15 protein-coding genes, 1 tRNA gene and 1 other RNA gene are annotated in these 16922 nt (G+C 71.9%); 13 read left to right on the top strand and 4 right to left on the bottom strand.

Annotated elements, in window-relative coordinates; genetic code table 11:
* Positions 1–93: 93 nt before the first annotated feature.
* From ACWC9T_RS00340 to ACWC9T_RS00330, 3 genes are all read left to right on the top strand, one after another.
* A complete protein-coding gene (locus ACWC9T_RS00340; protein WP_449818842.1) occupies positions 94–636 on the top strand; it encodes a helix-turn-helix domain-containing protein in 543 nt (180 codons plus the stop codon).
* Between the two features lie 365 nt (positions 637–1001).
* On the top strand, positions 1002–1307 hold the full coding sequence (locus ACWC9T_RS00335; protein WP_449818841.1) for a helix-turn-helix domain-containing protein: 306 nt from the start codon (positions 1002–1004) through the stop codon (positions 1305–1307).
* A gap of 10 nt (positions 1308–1317) precedes the next feature.
* Positions 1318–2562 (top strand): tyrosine-type recombinase/integrase, encoded by a 1245-nt coding sequence (locus ACWC9T_RS00330; protein ID WP_449818840.1) that lies wholly within the window; start codon positions 1318–1320, stop codon positions 2560–2562.
* Positions 2563–2754: 192 nt separating this feature from the next.
* Here the strand turns inward: ACWC9T_RS00330 and ACWC9T_RS00325 are convergent, their stop codons facing one another.
* Together ACWC9T_RS00325 and ACWC9T_RS00320 are read right to left on the bottom strand one after the other, a co-directional pair.
* On the bottom strand, positions 2755–2952 hold the full coding sequence (locus ACWC9T_RS00325) for a hypothetical protein (RefSeq protein ID WP_449818839.1): 198 nt from the start codon (positions 2950–2952) through the stop codon (positions 2755–2757).
* A gap of 1479 nt (positions 2953–4431) precedes the next feature.
* Positions 4432–4516 (bottom strand) — tRNA-Ser (locus ACWC9T_RS00320).
* A gap of 108 nt (positions 4517–4624) precedes the next feature.
* On the opposite strand from ACWC9T_RS00320, the gene ffs reads away from it, so the two are divergent.
* The 10 genes from ffs to ACWC9T_RS00270 all read left to right on the top strand — a co-directional run bounded on the left by ffs (position 4625) and on the right by ACWC9T_RS00270 (position 14462).
* An RNA gene (gene ffs, locus ACWC9T_RS00315) (signal recognition particle sRNA small type) lies at positions 4625–4721 on the top strand.
* Positions 4722–4820: 99 nt separating this feature from the next.
* Positions 4821–6950: a DNA polymerase III subunit gamma and tau gene (locus ACWC9T_RS00310; RefSeq protein ID WP_449818838.1), complete on the top strand. Its 2130-nt coding sequence runs from the start codon at positions 4821–4823 to the stop codon at positions 6948–6950.
* Positions 6951–7037: 87 nt separating this feature from the next.
* On the top strand, positions 7038–7376 hold the full coding sequence (locus ACWC9T_RS00305) for a YbaB/EbfC family nucleoid-associated protein (RefSeq protein WP_355668741.1): 339 nt from the start codon (positions 7038–7040) through the stop codon (positions 7374–7376).
* A 214-nt stretch (positions 7377–7590) separates the two neighbouring features.
* Entirely contained in the window at positions 7591–8190 is a 600-nt protein-coding gene (gene recR, locus ACWC9T_RS00300; protein WP_355668740.1) for a recombination mediator RecR, read from the top strand.
* A complete protein-coding gene (locus tag ACWC9T_RS00295; RefSeq protein WP_449818837.1) occupies positions 8183–8890 on the top strand; it encodes a DUF5063 domain-containing protein in 708 nt (235 codons plus the stop codon). Before recR ends, ACWC9T_RS00295 begins: the two co-directional genes overlap by 8 nt.
* A 340-nt stretch (positions 8891–9230) precedes the next feature.
* On the top strand, positions 9231–10511 hold the full coding sequence (locus ACWC9T_RS00290) for an aspartate kinase (RefSeq protein ID WP_449818836.1): 1281 nt from the start codon (positions 9231–9233) through the stop codon (positions 10509–10511).
* Between the two features lie 28 nt (positions 10512–10539).
* Complete coding sequence (locus ACWC9T_RS00285; protein ID WP_449818835.1) at positions 10540–11601, top strand: aspartate-semialdehyde dehydrogenase; 1062 nt, start codon at positions 10540–10542, stop codon at positions 11599–11601.
* A gap of 283 nt (positions 11602–11884) precedes the next feature.
* Positions 11885–12430, top strand: coding sequence for a SigE family RNA polymerase sigma factor (locus ACWC9T_RS00280; protein WP_449818834.1), 546 nt, complete (start codon positions 11885–11887; stop codon positions 12428–12430).
* Complete coding sequence (locus ACWC9T_RS00275) at positions 12423–13583, top strand: hypothetical protein (protein ID WP_449818833.1); 1161 nt, start codon at positions 12423–12425, stop codon at positions 13581–13583. The genes ACWC9T_RS00280 and ACWC9T_RS00275 overlap by 8 nt, the downstream gene beginning before the upstream one ends.
* Before the next feature lie 93 nt (positions 13584–13676).
* The gene (locus ACWC9T_RS00270) at positions 13677–14462 is read left to right on the top strand and encodes an SURF1 family protein (protein WP_449818832.1); all 786 of its coding nucleotides are present in this window, start codon (positions 13677–13679) and stop codon (positions 14460–14462) included.
* A gap of 23 nt (positions 14463–14485) precedes the next feature.
* Here ACWC9T_RS00270 and ACWC9T_RS00265 read toward each other — a convergent pair whose 3' ends face one another.
* Complete coding sequence (locus ACWC9T_RS00265) at positions 14486–15040, bottom strand: hypothetical protein (protein ID WP_449818831.1); 555 nt, start codon at positions 15038–15040, stop codon at positions 14486–14488.
* Positions 15037–16893: a S9 family peptidase gene (locus ACWC9T_RS00260; protein WP_449818830.1), complete on the bottom strand. Its 1857-nt coding sequence runs from the start codon at positions 16891–16893 to the stop codon at positions 15037–15039. The genes ACWC9T_RS00265 and ACWC9T_RS00260 overlap by 4 nt, the downstream gene beginning before the upstream one ends.
* Positions 16894–16922: the final 29 nt, after the last annotated feature.

Below are 16922 nucleotides of genomic sequence, written 5' to 3'. Positions count from 1 at the left end.
GGGGCCTTTGTGTTGTCGCAATGCCGGGTGGCTGGCCCGGCTCCGCGATGCGGTTCGGCTTAGTTGCGTTTCGCTTTGCATCACGTTAACGTCGTGCTCGACGCATTGCAAATGGGCTTAATGACGATGCATGGAGGGTTGATCGTGGCTGGCGCGGATCTGAGACAGCGACTGGAAGGGGAAGAGAACGTCGCCCGGCGCATCAAGATGGAGCGCGAGGCGCGCGGGTGGAGTACTGCCACGCTCGCCGAGCGGCTGACCGAGGCCGGCTACCCGCTCAACCAGTCGGCGGTGTGGCGCATCGAGAGCGGCGAACCTCGCCGGAGAGTCAACCTGGACGAGGCCATCGGCTTCGCCAAGGTCTTCGACATCTCCCTGGACAACCTGGTCGGTCCGCCCGAGATCGCCGCCAACGCTCACGTAAAGCGGCTGCTGGCCGAGTTCGCCGAGAGCTGGCAGAAGTCCGTCGCGGCGCGCAAGGAGATGGAGAGCGCCCGTGACGCGCTCGACGCCTACGGCACCGCCCACCCGAACCTCGCCGAACTCATCAGCGCGATGATCACCCGTGTCGTGGCTGACGAGGCCGGTGACGATTACCGCTCGTCGAGCTCTCCGTCTGGCTCGTCCGACGCCTAGGGTCTCGCTGACCCGGGAGCCGCGACATAGCCCGTCGCTCCCGACAGCGGCCCTGGCCACTTGAGGGGACCTACTGCACGCTGGTGGGTCCGCACGTCACTCCTGCCGCTAATCCGATGTTGACCGACATCATGCTGGACGTCCGGTGGTTTGGTGCGGCCGGAATCAACCGCTAACGTCCCCTCCCGCCAGTCCGACCACGGGCTTTGCCAGCCCATGGAGCCTCGACCAGTCGTGCCCTCCGCAGCCCCCGGCGCTACGAACGCCGGAGGCCACAACGCGGACCCGTGCAACCGAATCCGCCCATCCCTGGAACATCGACAACGGCGGCGCATAGCCGAAAGCGCCGCCGGGATAGGACACCCATGCCCGAAACACCGTTGGAGCTTGCTCGGGTGGCCCGCGCTCTCGGCACTACCGAGCGCGTCCTCCTCCGCCTGATCGCAGATCAGGGCGGTGGTGCAGCCGACCCGACGCTCGTCGCCCTCACCGTCGAGGAAGCCGCCCGCCGTCTCGGCGTCGGCCGGACGACCATGTACGCTCTGGTCGCCTCCGGCGAAGTCCCGTCCGTGACGATCGGCCGCCTCCGCCGAGTGCCCGCCGAGGCGCTCAAGGAGTATGTCGCCGCCCGCACGGCCGCCGCCGCTTCGAACGTCGCCCTTGCGGCCTGAGGGGGCGCAGATGGCGAAGACCCGCAAACCCAACGGCGACTCCTCGATCTACGAGGGCAGCGACGGCCGCTGGCACGGCCGCGTCACGGTCGGCGTAAAGGACGACGGAACCCCTGACCGCCGCCACGTCAGTGCCAAGACCCGGCCCGAGGTCACGGCCAAGGTCCGCAAGCTGGAGAAGCTGCGCGACGACGGCACCGTGCCCAAGGCCGGCCAGAAGTGGACGGTCGGCAAGTGGCTGACCCACTGGATCACCGAGATCGTCCCCGGCACCGTCAGCGAGAACACGTACGCCGGATACGAGGTTGCCGTCCGCGTGCACCTCGTTCCCGGCCTCGGCGCGCACCGCCTGGAGAAGCTGGAGCCCGAGCACCTGGAGCGCTTCTACAAGAAGATGCAGGCCAACGGCGGGGCCGCCGGTACCGCCCACCAGGCCCACCGCACTGTCCGGGTCGCCCTTGGCGAGGCCGTGCGGCGCCAACACCTCACCCGCAACGTGGCCACGATCGCCAAGTCCCCGAAGCTCGAAGAGGAGGAGGTCGAGCCGTTCGAGATCGAGGAGGTCCAGGCGCTCATGGACACGGCGCGCAAGCGCCGCAACTCCGCCCGCTGGATCTTCGCGCTCGCCCTCGGCCTGCGTCAGGGCGAGGTGCTCGGGCTCCAGTGGAAGGACGTTGACTTCAAGCGCGGTGTCGCCTGGGTCAAGCGCGGCCGGCTGCGGCCCAAGTACCGGCACGGCTGCGACGACCGCTGCGGGCGCAAGCCCGGCTTCTGCCCGCAGAAGGAGCCGATCCGCCGCGAGACCAAGGACACCAAGTCCCGGGCCGGTCGACGCGCGGTGCCGCTGCCCGAGCAGCTCGTCGTGATCCTCCGGCAGCACAAGGAGGAGCAGGACCGCGAGCGGGCCCTCGCGCGCGACCTCTGGACGGACAAGGGCTACGTCTTCACCTCGGAGATCGGTGAGCCGCTCAACCCCAGCACCGAATACCACCACTGGAAGCGGCTCCTGCGCGAGGCCGGCATCCGAGACGGCCGCCTTCACGACGCCCGCCACACCGCCTCGACCGTCCTGCTCCTGCTCGGCGTGCCGGAGCGTATCGTCATGGCAATCATGGGCTGGTCTTCGACCGCCATGGCTCAGCGGTACCAGCACATCACCGAGCCGATGTTGAATGACGTTGGCAAGAAGATCGGCGGCCTGCTCTGGGGCGGAGCGGACAGTGAGCACCGCGAGCCAGGCGAGGATGCCGCCTGAGCGGAAGCTCGGGTCGAGCCGATGGCTCCGACTGCGACGCGGTCGGAGCCATCGCCAATCAGGTCGGAGTGGCCTTGGCTCTCAGGAACGAGCGCGGCGTGGCCTCGGCGGTGGTTGGGCTAGCCGTGGTCGGCACCACCGGCAGCCGGGGCCTATGAGTGGGTCTCGCGAAACCCGTCCTGCGGATCTTGATTAGCCCAGGGTGTGGACTAGCAATTGCCCGATGTACTCGCCGGCCGAGGTCACAACGCCGGTCGCCAGTGCGACGGTCGCCACGTCGGCCCAGCGGCGCCAGCGGCCCCAGGGGTCAGGTGCCGGAATAGCGATGGGGCCGGTAATGACGCGGACGGTGGCGTACGGGGCGAGGGCGAGCAGCACGAACACGCGCATGGTGAATCCCCATATGAGTGTGGGCGGTTGATCTCCGCGAGTGCGGGTTCAACGACGGTAGCGCCGACCAGGTGCCGCGCGCTTGCGGCCAGTCGGCGGGGTGCCTCTCTCGCGCGTTACGCGCGTGCACGCGCGACGCGCGCGTCACGCGCGAGGATTTCTGGCTGTCAGCGACCTACTCTCACCGCAGAAGTGTGACGTGAATCACTTAGTCTTCTGGTGGGCCGATGGTGCCCCAATCCTGTTGTGCATACCAGTGTTCGACGGTCCCTGGGCCGTAGCCAGTGGCCGTAGCGAACTCCTCGGAGGTGATGCCCACGAGGCGCCCCAGCATCGCGGCCCTCGCCGCGCGCTGTGCGGTGTTGCGCCCACTGGTGGTGGACGCCTTCCGGCGGCGACCGATCAAGCGGAGTGCTCCCAGCGGGGATGCGAGGTCAGTAATCGTGGGAGCGTTCCGTCGGCGGTACCTCGCCCACTTCTCCACCGTGCTGAGCCCGTACCCGGTCTCGTTCACGATCACCGAGAAGGAGATGCCGCTGGCCGCCGCGAGACGGACCAATTCGCGGTGCTCGTCCAGGTCTTCTCGGTCTGCACTCCTGTTGAGCATGTGCTGCTCGCCGATGTTGGCCAGCGCCTCGCGAATGTGGGCTTCTGTCCGTCCCCGCTCAGCCTCTGGGACGACTAGCTTTCCGGAACTCGCACAGATTGGGGCGCGATCAGAGCCGACCGGGCGGCGGGGTCTTGGGCCATGGGTGACGAAAGCCCAAACCCCTGGAAGGCGGAGACCGATTGTGCGCCATCCCGGTCCATGGATTCCGATTGGCCGCACAGCCACTTCGCGCCTGCATGCCTCGCAACGGATGCGCGGGTATGGACGTGTTGTCCGGCCCTCTCCTGGGTCTGTCGCGGCGCTCGCAGGGGCCAGTGACCCGCTTCCTGGGCACAGAGATTCCGCGCCTGGAGCCTCGTGGTAAGCAATCGTCAGATTTCCTGTACCGTCAGGGATCGCCGGTATGTCCTTGTTGCATCCCTTGCATAGAGTGTGCGCCACTTTTGCCACCTATGCCTCCCTCCGAGCGGCTTCCGGTGTCACGGTAGCCGGGAGGCGGTGACGGCCTCATTCGAACAGGACAGCTGGTGCGTGCGTCGGGGTGGATCAATGCCTACCTAGAGCGCCGCGAAGGGCGTCTGGATCCACGGCTGACGGAGGCCCCCTAATCGGCTGCTAGATCGCTGGGTGGAGGAGGGCAGGCAGCACTTTGCGCCACTGAAAGGCGGGCTTCGGCGCTGCACTCGACGGCCCACCTGGTGCTGGTGGCCGGCTCGCAGAAGAGCACCGCCAGTGAGGATTGACTGCGCCAGTAACGAGGTGGCTGGCCAGGCCCGAAACTGCAACTGAGACCAAAACTGAGACCACAGCGCGACGAAGGCCCGGACCGCTGAGCGGTCCGGGCCTTCACTTGCCCTGGCGGGCAGAGGCGGAGGATACGAGATTCGAACTCGTGAGGGGTTGCCCCCAACACGCTTTCCAAGCGTGCGCCCTAGGCCTCTAGGCGAATCCTCCGAGGGAGAGCTTAGTACATGTTTTGGGGTGGTCGCGACCAGCTATCCCGCAGGCGGAGGGGCGGGGGTGGCCTGTGGATCGTCGGGGCCGGGATCCGGTAGTGTGGGTGTCAGCCCCTCGTGTGGCGTCATCTCTCTGAACCCCCCCAGGGCCGGAAGGCAGCAAGGGTAGGAGGGCTCTGGCGGGTGCGCGGGGGGTCTTTGCGTTCCCGGGGCCGTGCGGGACCGTGCGAGGTCGTACGGAGTGAGGGGCCGGGAGTGGAGGGGCGACGCGTTTGTCGGTCCGTCCCGATATCGTCGGTGGTGTGTCCCTAGCCCTGTACCGCCGCTACCGCCCCGAGACCTTCGCGGAGGTCATCGGGCAGGAGCACGTGACCGCTCCGCTCCAGCAGGCCCTGCGCAACAACAGGGTCAACCACGCGTACCTGTTCAGCGGGCCGCGCGGCTGTGGCAAGACGACGAGCGCGCGCATCCTGGCCCGCTGTCTGAACTGTGAGCAGGGGCCGACGCCGACGCCCTGCGGGGAGTGCCAGTCCTGTCGGGACCTCGCGACCGGCGGGCCCGGCTCGATCGACGTGATCGAGATCGACGCGGCCTCGCACGGTGGTGTGGACGACGCGCGCGAGCTGCGCGAGCGGGCCTTCTTCGCGCCGGTGCACAGCCGGTACAAGATCTTCATCCTGGACGAGGCGCACATGGTGACCTCGGCCGGGTTCAACGCGCTGCTCAAGGTGGTCGAGGAACCGCCGGAGCACCTCAAGTTCATCTTCGCGACCACCGAGCCGGAGAAGGTGATCGGGACGATCCGGTCCCGTACCCACCACTACCCGTTCCGGCTGGTCCCGCCCGGCACGCTGCGCGACTACCTGGCGGACGTCTGCGGCCGCGAGGGCATCCAGGTCGAGGACCCGGTGTTCCCGTTGGTGGTACGGGCCGGCGCGGGCTCGGTGCGTGACTCGATGTCGGTCATGGACCAGCTGCTGGCCGGCGCCGGGGACGAGGGCGTCACGTACCAGATGGCCACCGCGCTGCTCGGGTACACGGACTCCGCGCTGCTGGACGAGGTGGTGGACGCCTTCGCCGCGCACGACGGGGCGACGGTGTTCCAGGTGATCGACCGGGTGGTCGAGGGCGGGCACGACCCGCGCCGCTTCGTCACCGACCTGCTGGAGCGGCTGCGCGACCTGGTGATCCTCGCCACGGTGCCGGACGCGGGGGAGAAGGGGCTGATCGACGCCCCGGCCGACCGGGTCGCGGTGATGCAGGCGCAGGCGGACGCGTTCGGCGCGGCCGAGCTGAGCCGGGCGGCGGACATCGTCAACACCGGGCTGACCGAGATGCGCGGCAACGCGGCGCCCCGGCTGCAGCTGGAGCTGATCTGCGCCCGGGTGATGCTGCCGGGCGCGTACAGCGACGAGCTGTCGCTGCAGGCCCGCCTGGACAAGCTGGAGCGGCGGGCGGCGGCCGGTGGGCTCGCCGCAGCTACGGGCATGGCCCCCATGGCCGCGCCGGTGGGTGTCCCGTCGATGGAGGCGCCCGCGCCCGTGACGGCACCGGCCCCGGTGGCCGAGGCCGCCCCGATGGCGGCGCCGCCCGTCCAGGCCGCCCCCGTGCAGGCCCCGCCGCCCCCGGCCCCCGCCGGGCCCGCGCCGGGCGCCTGGCCGATCCCGCGCAGCTTCCCGCCCGCCGGAGGCGCCCCGGCCCCCGCCGTGGCCCCCGCGCCGCAGCCGCAGGCCGCCCCGGCGCCCGTCGCGGCACCGGCCCCCGTGCCCACGCCCGTGCCCGCGGCGGCCGCCCCCGGCGGCCAGCCGTCCGCGGCCGCGCAGCAGGGCGCCGCGCAGGTCCGGCAGCTGTGGCCGCAGATCCTGGAGGCGGTGAAGAACCGCCGTCGCTTCACCTGGATCCTGCTCAGCCAGAACGGCCAGGTGGCCGGGTTCGACGGCAGCACGCTCCAGGTGTCGTTCATCAACGCCGGCGCCCGGGACAGCTTCGTCGGCAGCAACAGCGACGACGTGCTGCGCCAGGCGCTGGGTGACGCGCTGGGAGTGGACTGGCGGATCGAGTGCATCGTGGACCCGTCCGGCGGTGCCGGCGCGGCCCCGAGCGCGGCCCCGGCCGGCGGCGGCTGGGGAGCCCCGGTCCGTCCGGCGGCCGCCGCGCCGCCGATGGCCGCCCCCGCCCCGGCGCCGGTTCAGCAGGCCCCCGCCCCGGTCCAGCCGCAGCCCCGGGTCCAGGCGCCGGCCCCGGCGCCGGTGCAGGCCCCGCCGCCCGCGGCGGTGCCCCAGGCCCGTCCGGTGCAGTCGGTGGCCCCGGAGGACGACATCCCGGAGGAGGACGACCCGGACCTCAACGAGGAGGCGTTCTCCGGCCAGGAGCTGATCATCCGCGAGCTGGGTGCCACGGTGCTGGAGGAGATCCACCACCGGGGCAACTGAGCCCCGCCGACTGACTCCCGGCAGTTGAGCGAAGACGTAGGCTCGGCGGCGACGAACGACGAACCGCATGACAGCAAGGAGTGAGCCGTGTTCCCCGGTGGTGGTCAGCCCAACATGCAGCAGCTGCTCAAGCAGGCGCAGAAGATGCAGGAAGAGCTCGCCAAGGCCCAGCAGGAGCTGGCCGAGGCGAAGGTGAACGGTACGGCGGGCGGCGGCCTGGTCGAGGCCACGGTGACCGGTTCCGGTGAGCTGGTGGCGCTGACCATCGCCCCGGCCGCCGTGGACCCGGAGGACACCGAGACCCTGGCCGACCTGATCCTGGCGGCCGTCCGGGACGCCAACCAGGCCGCGCAGAAGATGCAGGCCGACCGGATGGGCCCGCTCACCCAGGGCCTGGGCGGCGGGATCCCCGGCCTGCCGTTCTGACGCAGGTCAGGGCGTAGGTCAGGGCCGGGTCAGCGCAGGCCAGGGGCCAGGCCGGGGCATCGATCAGCGCCCGGTTTGTAAGTAGACGGTCTGAAGTTCATACGACAGACCCGTGTGATTTCTGCGGGAGTCGGGCGTCGGGCGGTGTGTCCGGCGCCCGATTCGTTGGATGATGGCACCGGAGCACCACCGACCATCCGAGGGAAGGCGCGACGTGTACGAGGGCGTGGTTCAGGACCTGATCGACGAACTGGGCAGGCTGCCCGGCGTCGGGCCCAAGAGCGCCCAGCGGATCGCCTTCCACGTGTTGCAGGCCGACCCGACCGACGTGCGCCGCCTCGCGCACGCGCTGCTGGAGGTCAAGGACAAGGTCCGCTTCTGCGTGGTCTGCGGCAACGTCGCGGAGGCCGAGCAGTGCCGGGTCTGCCTGGACCCGCGCCGCGACCTCGGCGTCATCTGCGTGGTCGAGGAGCCCAAGGACGTCGTCGCCATCGAGCGCACCCGTGAGTTCCGCGGCCGCTACCACGTGCTGGGCGGCGCGATCAGCCCCATCGAGGGCGTCGGCCCGGACGACCTGCGCATCCGCGAGCTGCTCTCGCGCCTCGCGGACGGCACGGTCACCGAGCTGATCCTGGCCACCGACCCCAACCTGGAGGGGGAGGCGACCGCCACCTATCTGGCCCGGCTCTGCAAGCCGATGGGCCTGAAGGTGACCCGTCTGGCGAGCGGACTGCCCGTCGGCGGGGACCTGGAGTACGCGGACGAGGTCACCCTCGGCCGCGCCTTCGAAGGGAGACGACTGCTCGATGTCTGACCGGACGATCAACCAGCAGCCCACCGGCCCCCAGCTTCACGAGGGGCCCACGACCCACGCCCCGCACATTCACGGTCACGGCTCGGAGCCCGACGACTTCGCCGTGCAGATCGCCGACTCGGTGGAGAGCTTCGTGCTCGCCGTCACCGAGGTCGCCAAGGGCGACGAACCGGGCAGTGCGGTCTCGCTGCTGCTCCTGGAGGTCTCCCAGCTGCTGCTGGCCGGCGGTCGGCTGGGCGCCATCGAGGACGTCGTCCCCGAGGACCGCTTCGAGCCCGACGCCGGGCCGGAGCCGGACGGCGAGCAGCTGCGCGAGCGCCTCGCCGCGCTGCTCGCGCCGATCGACGTCTACCACGAGGTCTTCGACCCGTACGGCCCGCCGGAGAAGCCGAACGCCTTCCGGATCTCGGACGACCTGGCCGGCGTGGTCAGCGAGCTCCAGCACGGCCTGACCCACTACCGCGAGGGCCGGGTCAGCGAGGCGCTGTGGTGGTGGCAGTTCTCGTACCTCTCCAACTGGGGCACGACCTGTACCGCGGTGCTGCGGGCGCTGCAGTCGCTGATCGCCCACGTCCGGTTGGACAGCCCGATCGGGGCGGTGCCGGACGGCGCGGACACCGACGACGACGGGCTCACGGACGAGCAGCTGGAGCAGCAGGCCGGCGACCTGATGGCGGCCGAGCTCGGTCTCGGGCGCTGACAGCGGCAGTCGGACGGCGGATCCGGCGGCAGTCGGGTGGCGGATCCGGTAGCGGGCCGCGAATATGTGACGAAAGCCTCAGCGATCCGCCCGGAAAAGAAATCCGGCCGCGGCACCGTCCATTCGTCCGACATTCTTCGGGACCGTGCCGAACGCCCCGCAGACCTGCCGGTGGCACCGCCCGTGCTGCCGCTCACGTGCTGAAACAGCCGTCTCATCATATGGAAAGCCGCAGTTGCGGGGCCCCTGCTCGGTAGACTGACGCCGACCGCACCCCCCTCTCCCCCGGGGGTACGGGGGCCAGTCGCCCCCGGAAAACGACACAAGTCGAGGAGCGCACGTGGGCCTTGTCGTGCAGAAGTACGGCGGCTCATCCGTTGCGGATGCCGCAGGCATCAAGCGCGTGGCCCGTCGAATCGTTGACGCCAAGAAGGCCGGCCATGAGGTCGTCGTCGTGGTGTCCGCGATGGGCGACACGACGGACGAGCTCATCGAACTCGCGGAGCAGGTGTCACCGCTTCCTGCCGGCCGTGAGTTCGACATGCTGCTGACCGCTGGAGAGCGCATCTCCATGGCACTGCTGGCCATGGCGATCAAATCCCTGGGTCACGAGGCCCAGTCGTTCACGGGCAGTCAGGCCGGTGTCATCACCGACTCCGTCCACAACAAGGCGCGCATCATCGACGTGACGCCGGGCCGCATCCGCACCGCCCTGGACGAGGGCAACATCGCGATCGTGGCCGGTTTCCAGGGCGTGTCCCAGAGCAGCAAGGACATCACCACGCTGGGCCGCGGCGGCTCGGACACCACCGCCGTCGCCCTCGCGGCGGCCCTCAGGGCCGAGGTCTGCGAGATCTACACCGACGTGGACGGCGTGTTCACCGCCGACCCGCGCGTGGTGAAGAAGGCCCGCAAGATCGACTGGATCGCGTACGAGGACATGCTGGAGCTGGCCTCGTCCGGGTCCAAGGTGCTGCTCGACCGCTGTGTGGAGTACGCCCGCCGCTACAACATCCCGATTCACGTACGCTCGTCCTTCTCGGGTCTTCCCGGGACGATCGTCAGCAACGACAACCCGAACAAGCCCGAAGGGGGCGAGATGGAGCAGGCCATCATCTCCGGAGTCGCCCACGACACCTCCGAGGCCAAGGTCACGGTGGTCGGCGTGCCCGACAAGCCGGGCGAGGCGGCGCGCATCTTCCGCGCCATCGCCGACGCCGAGGTCAACATCGACATGGTGGTGCAGAACGTCTCCGCCGCGTCGACCGGCCTGACCGACATCTCCTTCACCCTGCCCAAGACCGAGGGCCAGAAGGCCATCGACGCGCTGGGCCGGGTCAAGGAGGGCATCGGCTACGAGTCGCTGCGCTACGACGACGCGATCGGCAAGATCTCGCTGGTCGGCGCCGGCATGCGCTCCAACCCGGGCGTCACCGCCACCTTCTTCGAGGCGCTCTCCGCCGCAGGCGTCAACATCGAGCTGATCTCCACCTCGGAGATCCGCATCTCGGTGGTCACCCGCGCCGAGGACGTTCCGGAGGCGGTCCGCGCCGTGCACAGTGCCTTCGGCCTGGACAGTGAGACGGACGAGGCCGTCGTCTACGGCGGCACCGGGCGATGACCCGGAAGCCGGGCGGGGGCTCCGGGCGATGACCCGGCGTCCGAACCTCGCCGTCGTCGGCGCCACGGGCGCGGTCGGCGAGGTGCTGCTCGGTCTCCTCTCGCTCCGTCAGGACATCTGGGGCGAGATCCGACTCGTCGCCTCCCCGCGTTCGGCCGGCCGTGAGCCGGTCGTGCGCGGGGAGGCGGTCAGGGTCGTCCCGCTGACGGAGGAGGCCTTCGCCGGGATCGACGTCGCCGTGTTCGCCGTCCCCGACCAGATCTCCGCCCAGTGGGCGCCGATCGCGGCGGCCAAGGGCGTCGTGGTGGTGGACGACTCGGCCGCCTTCCGGACCGCCGGGGACGTGCCGCTGGTCGTTCCCGAGGTCAACGCGGCGGCGCTGCGGATCCGTCCGCGCGGCATCGTGGCCAGCCCGGCCGGCACCACGCTCACGATGGTCGCGGCGGTCGGCGCGCTGCACGCCGAGTACGGGCTGGAGCAGTTGGTCGTCGCCACCTACCAGGCCGCCAGCGGCGAGGGCCGCGAGGGCGTCGCGGCGCTGCGCGAGCAGACCGCGCTGGTGGCCGGTACCGAGGTCGGCCGGCAGACCGGCGACCTGCGCGCGGTGATCGCCGACGACGGGCCGTTCGCGGCCCCGCTCGCCCTCAACGCCGTGCCCTGGACCGGCGGCCTGCGCGAGGGCGGCTGGTCCGCCCAGGAACTCGGGCTGCGCGACGAGGCCCGCAAGATCCTCGGCCTGCCCGCCCTGAAGGTCTCCGCGACCTGTGTCCGCATCCCGGTGGTCCGCACCCACGCGCTGGCCGTGCACGCCCGCTTCGAACGCGAGGTCAGCCAGGAGCACGCGCAGGACATCCTGCGCGAGACGCCCGGCGTGGTGCTCTACGATGACCCGGCGGCCGGGGAGTTCCCGACGCCCAACGACGTGGTCGGCACCGACCCGGTCTGGGCCGGGCGGGTGCGCCGGGCGCTGGACGAGCCGGACGCCCTCGACCTCTTCCTCTGCGGCGACAACCTGCGCAAGGGGGCCGCACTGAACCTGCTGCAGATCGCCGAGCTGGTGGCCCGTGAGCTGACGGCGGGGGAGGAATAGGCCCGCGACGTCCGGGACCTGAGGGTCCCTTGTGCCCGAGGATGTCCGGACCTGTGTCCGCTCCTCGACACAATCCGTCCGGAATCCCGTGGGAATCCCCTGGAGGCCTCTTCCGTCGATACGGAAGAATGGCCCCCGGGCTGGGCAACCATGACAGGGGATCGAGTGTCCAACGGGCGTGGCGAACGTGATGGTGGGGGCAAGGACGGGCAGCCCGGCGAGAGCCGCGGTGGCCTTCCCGTCGCGCGCCCCGTGGTCTTCGAGTAGGCCGGAAGACGACCAGATGACGGCGGCCGCACCCGGTGCGGCGGATTCCGGCGCGGGTACCGACGCGGGTACCAGCGAGGACCTGCTCACCGAGACCTACCAGGCGCACTACCGCTCGCTGCTGCGGCTTGCCGCGCTGCTCCTGGACGACCTCTCCAGCTGTGAGGATGTCGTGCAGGAGGCGTTCATCCGGGTGCACGCCGCCCGGCGGCGGGTGCGCGAACCCGAGAAGACCCTGGCCTACCTGCGGCAGACGGTGGTGAACCTGTCGCGCTCCACGCTGCGCCGACGGATCCTCGGCCTGCGACTCCTGCCGAAGCCGATGCCTGACATGGCCAGTGCAGAAGAAGGTGCCTACGATGCCCTGGAGCGCGACCAGTTGAAGGCCGCGCTGCGTGGTCTGCAACGCCGTCAGCGGGAGGTTCTGGTGCTGCGTTACTTCGTGGACATGACGGAGGCGCAGGTCGCCGAGACCCTGGGCATCTCGCTCGGATCGGTCAAGGCCTACGGATCGCGCGGACTAGCCGCCCTCCGGACCCAGATGGAGGCCGGACATGGCTGACGGCGCCTGGCAGCGGCCCGGGGACGACGACCTCTCGGGGCTCTCCTCCGAGGAACGGGCGCTGCGCGAGCTGATGCACCACGCGGTGGCCGGGATCCAGCCCGAGTCCGGTGCGCTGCCCCGCATCCGTCAGGCCGTCCCCCGGCGCCGGGCCGCCCGACGCGGGGCCTGGACCGGCGCGGCGGCGCTGGCGCTGGCCGTTTCGATCGCGCTGCCCGTCCTGCACGAGGGGGACCACCTCGGGCTCTCCGGCGGACCCGGCTCGACCGAGGCCCAGAGCCCCGCCCCCGCGGCCCCCAGCGGCAGGTCGTCCGGCGGGGTCGGCGGCACCGGCGCCGCCTCGCGCACCGGTCCGAGCGGTACCGGGGACACCGCGCCGTCCTCGGGCACCGTCGCCGCCTCGCCCAGCCCCGGCGCGGACGCCACCCGGGGCGGCGGCACCATCACTCCCACCGGGGCCCCCGGCACCGGGGACGGCGGGATCATCCCGCTGTGCACCCGGTCGGACCTCGGGCAGGGCACCGCGCAGGTCGGCTCGGCCGACGGGCAGGGGCGGATCCTCGGCTCCTTCACGGTCTACAACGTCTCCGGGCACAGCTGCCGCCTCGGCGGTCCCGGCGCGGTGGCCGTCACCGAGGTCAGCGGCACCGACCGCAGCCGCGTCCGTACGGCCGACCACGCCCCCGGCGACCCGGCGGGCAGCCTGCCGGCCATGGACACCGAGCCGCCGGTGCTGGCGCCGCAGGCCGGGTACCGGGTGCCGTTCGCCTGGATCCCCGACCAGGGCTGCGGCTCCGGCGGCACCGCGACCAGCGCGCCCACCGGGGCCAACCAGGTGTCCCTGACCACCCAGGCCCCCGCCGCCTCGGCCGCCCCCGCCTCCGGCAACTCCGCGGCCCCGAGCGCCAACCCGCAACCGAGCTCCACGCCCACCTCCGGTCCCACCTCGGCGCCCAGCCCGACGGCCACCCCGACCGGCAACCCCACCACCGCCCCGGCGACCGCCACCATCGCCCACACCCCGGCCCCGGGCAGCCCGACGGCCGCGACGGCCTCGCTGCCGGTCGCCTGCGGGGGGACGCTCTACCGGGGCGGGGTGCAGGCCGCCGGCGGGGTGGCGGCCCAGCCGTCGGGGACGCCGACGACGGGCTGAGCGGCGCCCGACGGGGCTCCCGCCTCCCGCGACTCCCGTCCCCGGCGGACCCTGTGGTCCGGGACGGTGTGAGGAATGGTTACCGTGGGGGGTGTGTACCGGTTCCTCCTGACTCCGCGCTGGCTCGGCGGCACCGCGTTGGCCGTGGCGGCCGTGGCGGTGTGCGTCTGGCTGGGCTCCTGGCAGCTCGGCCGGTTCGAGGACCGCGTCGCCACGCGCCAGGAGACCAAGCAGTCCCTCACCGCTTCGGGTGACGCCAAGCCAATCGACGCCCTGCTCACCCCGGCCGGCGCGCACGTGACCACCGAGACCGTCGGCAAGCCCGTCACGGTGACCGGCAGCTATGACACCGAGCACCAACTCCTCGTCCCCAACCGTGTGGTGGACGGCAAGCAGGGCTACTACGTGCTCACCCCGCTGCGCACCGCCGACGGACACGCCGTCGCAGTGGTGCGGGGCTGGCTGCCCGGGGCCCCGTCCGGGGCGGTGGCCGAGGCGCCGCCGACCGGGCAGGTGACGGTGAGCGGGCGGCTGCAGGCCAACGAGGCCGTGGGCAGCAACGGCGCGGTGGCCGGTGGTCTGCCCGCCGGACAGCTCGGCATGATCAACCGGGCCTCGCTGCTGAACGTGCTGGAGTACGACGGCTGGTACGACGGCTGGGTGGCCGCCGACCAGGTGCCCGCCGGGCTGACCGCCGTACCGACCGTGCAGCCGCAGGGCGGCGACGGGCTCACCCTGCGCGCCTTCCAGAACCTGGGATACACCCTGGAGTGGTTCGTCTTCGCGGGCTTCGTGGTCTTCATGTGGTTCCGCCTGCTGCGCCGCGAGGTGGAGGCGGCGCAGGACCGGGCCCTCGGGCTGGACCCGGTCCTGGACTGACCTCGGGGCCTGTCTCCCGGGTCCTACCGCGTGGGCTTGCCGGGCGCCGGCACCGGCTTGGTCGGGGTCGTGACCGCCGACAGGGCCGGGGTGGGAGCCTGCGTCGGCGTCTGGGCGGGGACGGCCGGGCTGGCGCCGCCGAACGGCGTCGACATGTCGTCGTCCTCCTCCGGCGTCCCGTTGTGGCAGTGGCTCCGGCTGCCGTTCCCGTCGGAGTCGTAGTGGTCGATGTGGTGGTGCACGGTGCGCCCCTTCGAGCCGGACGAGCCCTTGGACTTGCTCGACCCCTTCGACCCGCTCGACCCCTTCGACCCCTTGGCGAGCTGGACGGTGTCCCCGTCCGGCTGGTAAGCCGCCCGGACGACGAGCGAGCCAGCCGACCCGGCCGCGCCCGCCGGGGGCGTCGAGGCGGTCGGCGACGGCAGCGCGGGCCCGGTCGGGACAGTGGCCTTGGGGCTGGGCAGCACCGGACCGGCCGGGGGCGGGCAGGCCGCCTCGTCGCCGGGCGAGCCCGTGCAGCCGGTGAGCGCCAGCGCCCCCGCCACCGCAGCTCCCGCGAGCGTCAGCAGACGCCTCACGCATCCCCTCCCGGGGCCCCGCCCGGAACACCCAGGTACCGGCGGACGAAGTCGATCTCCAGCCGCAGCTGCCTGATCCGCTCCTCCACCACCAGCGAGCCGTGCCCGGCGTCGTACCGGTACACCTCGTGCGGCTTGTCGAGCTGCTCCAGCCGCTCGACGTAGTTGTCGATCTGCCGGATCGGGCAGCGCGGGTCGTTCACCCCGGCGCTGATGTAGACCGGCACCCGCACCCGCTCGACGTAGGTCAGCGGCGAGGAGGCGGTGAAGCGCTCCGGGACCTCCTCCGGGGTGCCGCCGAAGAGCGTGCGGTCCAGCGACTTGAGCGCCTCCATCTCGTCGGCGTACGCGGTGTGGTAGTCCGCGACCGGCACGGCGGCGACGCCGAGCGACCAGCTGTCGGGCTGGACGCCGAGGCCGAGCAGGGTCAGGTAGCCGCCCCAGCTGCCACCGGTGAGCACCAGGCGCCGCGGGTCGGCCAGGCCGCTGGAGACCGCCCACTCCCGGACCGCCGCGATGTCCTCCAGCTCGATCAGGCCGACCCGCTCGTGCAGCGCGTCGGTCCAGGCCTGGCCGTAGCCGGTCGAGCCGCGGTAGTTGACCCGGACCACCGCGAAGCCGTGGTCCAGCCAGGCGGCCGGGCCGGCCGCGAAGGAGTCGCTGTCGTGGTGGGTCGGGCCGCCGTGGATCTCGAAGACGGTCGGCAGCGGGCCGTCGGCCGGGGTGCTGCCGGCCGGGCGCTGCACCAGGGCGTGCACCCGCCCGCCGGGGCCGTCCACCCAGACGTCCTCGACCGGGACGGAACCGGGCGGCACCGAGCCGGGCGCCCGCAGCACGACCGTACCGGCGGTGGAGCGGACGGCCGAGGGCTCGGCGGCGGAGGACCACAGGTACTCCACGGTGCCGTCCGGACGGGCGGTGGCGCCGCCGACCGTGCCGCGCGGGGTGTCCAGGCGGGTCAGCCGGCCGTCCGCGAGCGAGTACGAGAACAGCTCGCTGCGCGCCTCGTACTCGTGCTCGACCAGCAGCGACCCGGCGTCCGGCCGCCACTGCGCGGAGACGTCGCCGGGCAGCTCGCGGCCCTGCTCGTCGCGCAGCGGGAGGGCCGTCTCGGCGCCGGTGGCGACGTCCCAGATCATCGGCTCCCAGCGGCCGGTGCGCTGGTGGGCGACCAGCAGGCGGGTGTCGCCCTCGACCGGGGCGAAGCCCAGGCAGGCGACACCGCGCGGCTCGTCCCGGCCGGTCACCTCGTCCAGCTCGGCGACGGTCCCGACGCCGTCCCCGCCGAGCCGCACCACGCGGATCGCGGAGTGCATCGCGTCGCCGTGCTCGGTGTGGTCGATGGCGAGCAGCGTGCCGTCGTGGCTGAGGTCGCCGACGCCGCCGTACTCCGCGTGCCGGTAGATCTCGACCGGCTCGGCCGCGCCGGGGCGGCGCAGGTGCAGGGTGGTGCCGTCCTCGTCGGTGGAGCGGCCGACGACCACGGTGCCGTCGCGGCCGAGGGCCAGGCCGGCCGAGTAGGAGGGGGCGAGGCCGGGCACGGCCTCCTCGTCCGGGCCGCCCGCGAAGGGCTGGCGGCGCCAGACGCCGAACTCGTCGCCGTCGTGGTCGTCGAACCACCAGACCCAGGCGCCGTCCGGGGACAGCTCGGCGTCGGTGGTGCCGTTCGGGCGGTCGGTGACCTGACGGTGGGTTCCGGTGGCGCGGTCCCAGGCGTAGACCTCGTAGGTGCCGGTCGAGTTGGACACGTACAGGGCCCGGTCGGGGGCGTCGTCGGCCCAGTCCGGCAGCGACACCCGGGCCGCCCTGAACCGCTGCTCCCACGCCGGTGCGGCGCTCTTCTCCTCGCTCATCCGACCATCCAACCCGATCCGGGGGAGGG

The sequence above is a fragment of the Kitasatospora sp. NPDC001159 genome, assembly GCF_053598235.1.
The sequence above is the reverse complement of the archived record's forward strand: the minus strand, read 5'-3'. Positions and strand labels throughout refer to the sequence as shown.

What these genes read in the sequence shown, in the direction of transcription:
- ACWC9T_RS00260 (WP_449818830.1), bottom strand. Translation starts at nt 16,893, where the DNA reads ATGAGCGAGGAGAAGAGCGCCGCACCGGCGTGGGAGCAGCGGTTCAGG.
- ACWC9T_RS00335 (WP_449818841.1), top strand. Translation starts at nt 1,002, where the DNA reads ATGCCCGAAACACCGTTGGAGCTTGCTCGGGTGGCCCGCGCTCTCGGC.
- ACWC9T_RS00285 (WP_449818835.1), top strand. Translation starts at nt 10,540, where the DNA reads ATGACCCGGCGTCCGAACCTCGCCGTCGTCGGCGCCACGGGCGCGGTC.
- ACWC9T_RS00280 (WP_449818834.1), top strand. Translation starts at nt 11,885, where the DNA reads ATGACGGCGGCCGCACCCGGTGCGGCGGATTCCGGCGCGGGTACCGAC.
- ACWC9T_RS00295 (WP_449818837.1), top strand. Translation starts at nt 8,183, where the DNA reads ATGTCTGACCGGACGATCAACCAGCAGCCCACCGGCCCCCAGCTTCAC.
- ACWC9T_RS00330 (WP_449818840.1), top strand. Translation starts at nt 1,318, where the DNA reads ATGGCGAAGACCCGCAAACCCAACGGCGACTCCTCGATCTACGAGGGC.
- ACWC9T_RS00275 (WP_449818833.1), top strand. Translation starts at nt 12,423, where the DNA reads ATGGCTGACGGCGCCTGGCAGCGGCCCGGGGACGACGACCTCTCGGGG.
- ACWC9T_RS00325 (WP_449818839.1), bottom strand. Translation starts at nt 2,952, where the DNA reads ATGCGCGTGTTCGTGCTGCTCGCCCTCGCCCCGTACGCCACCGTCCGC.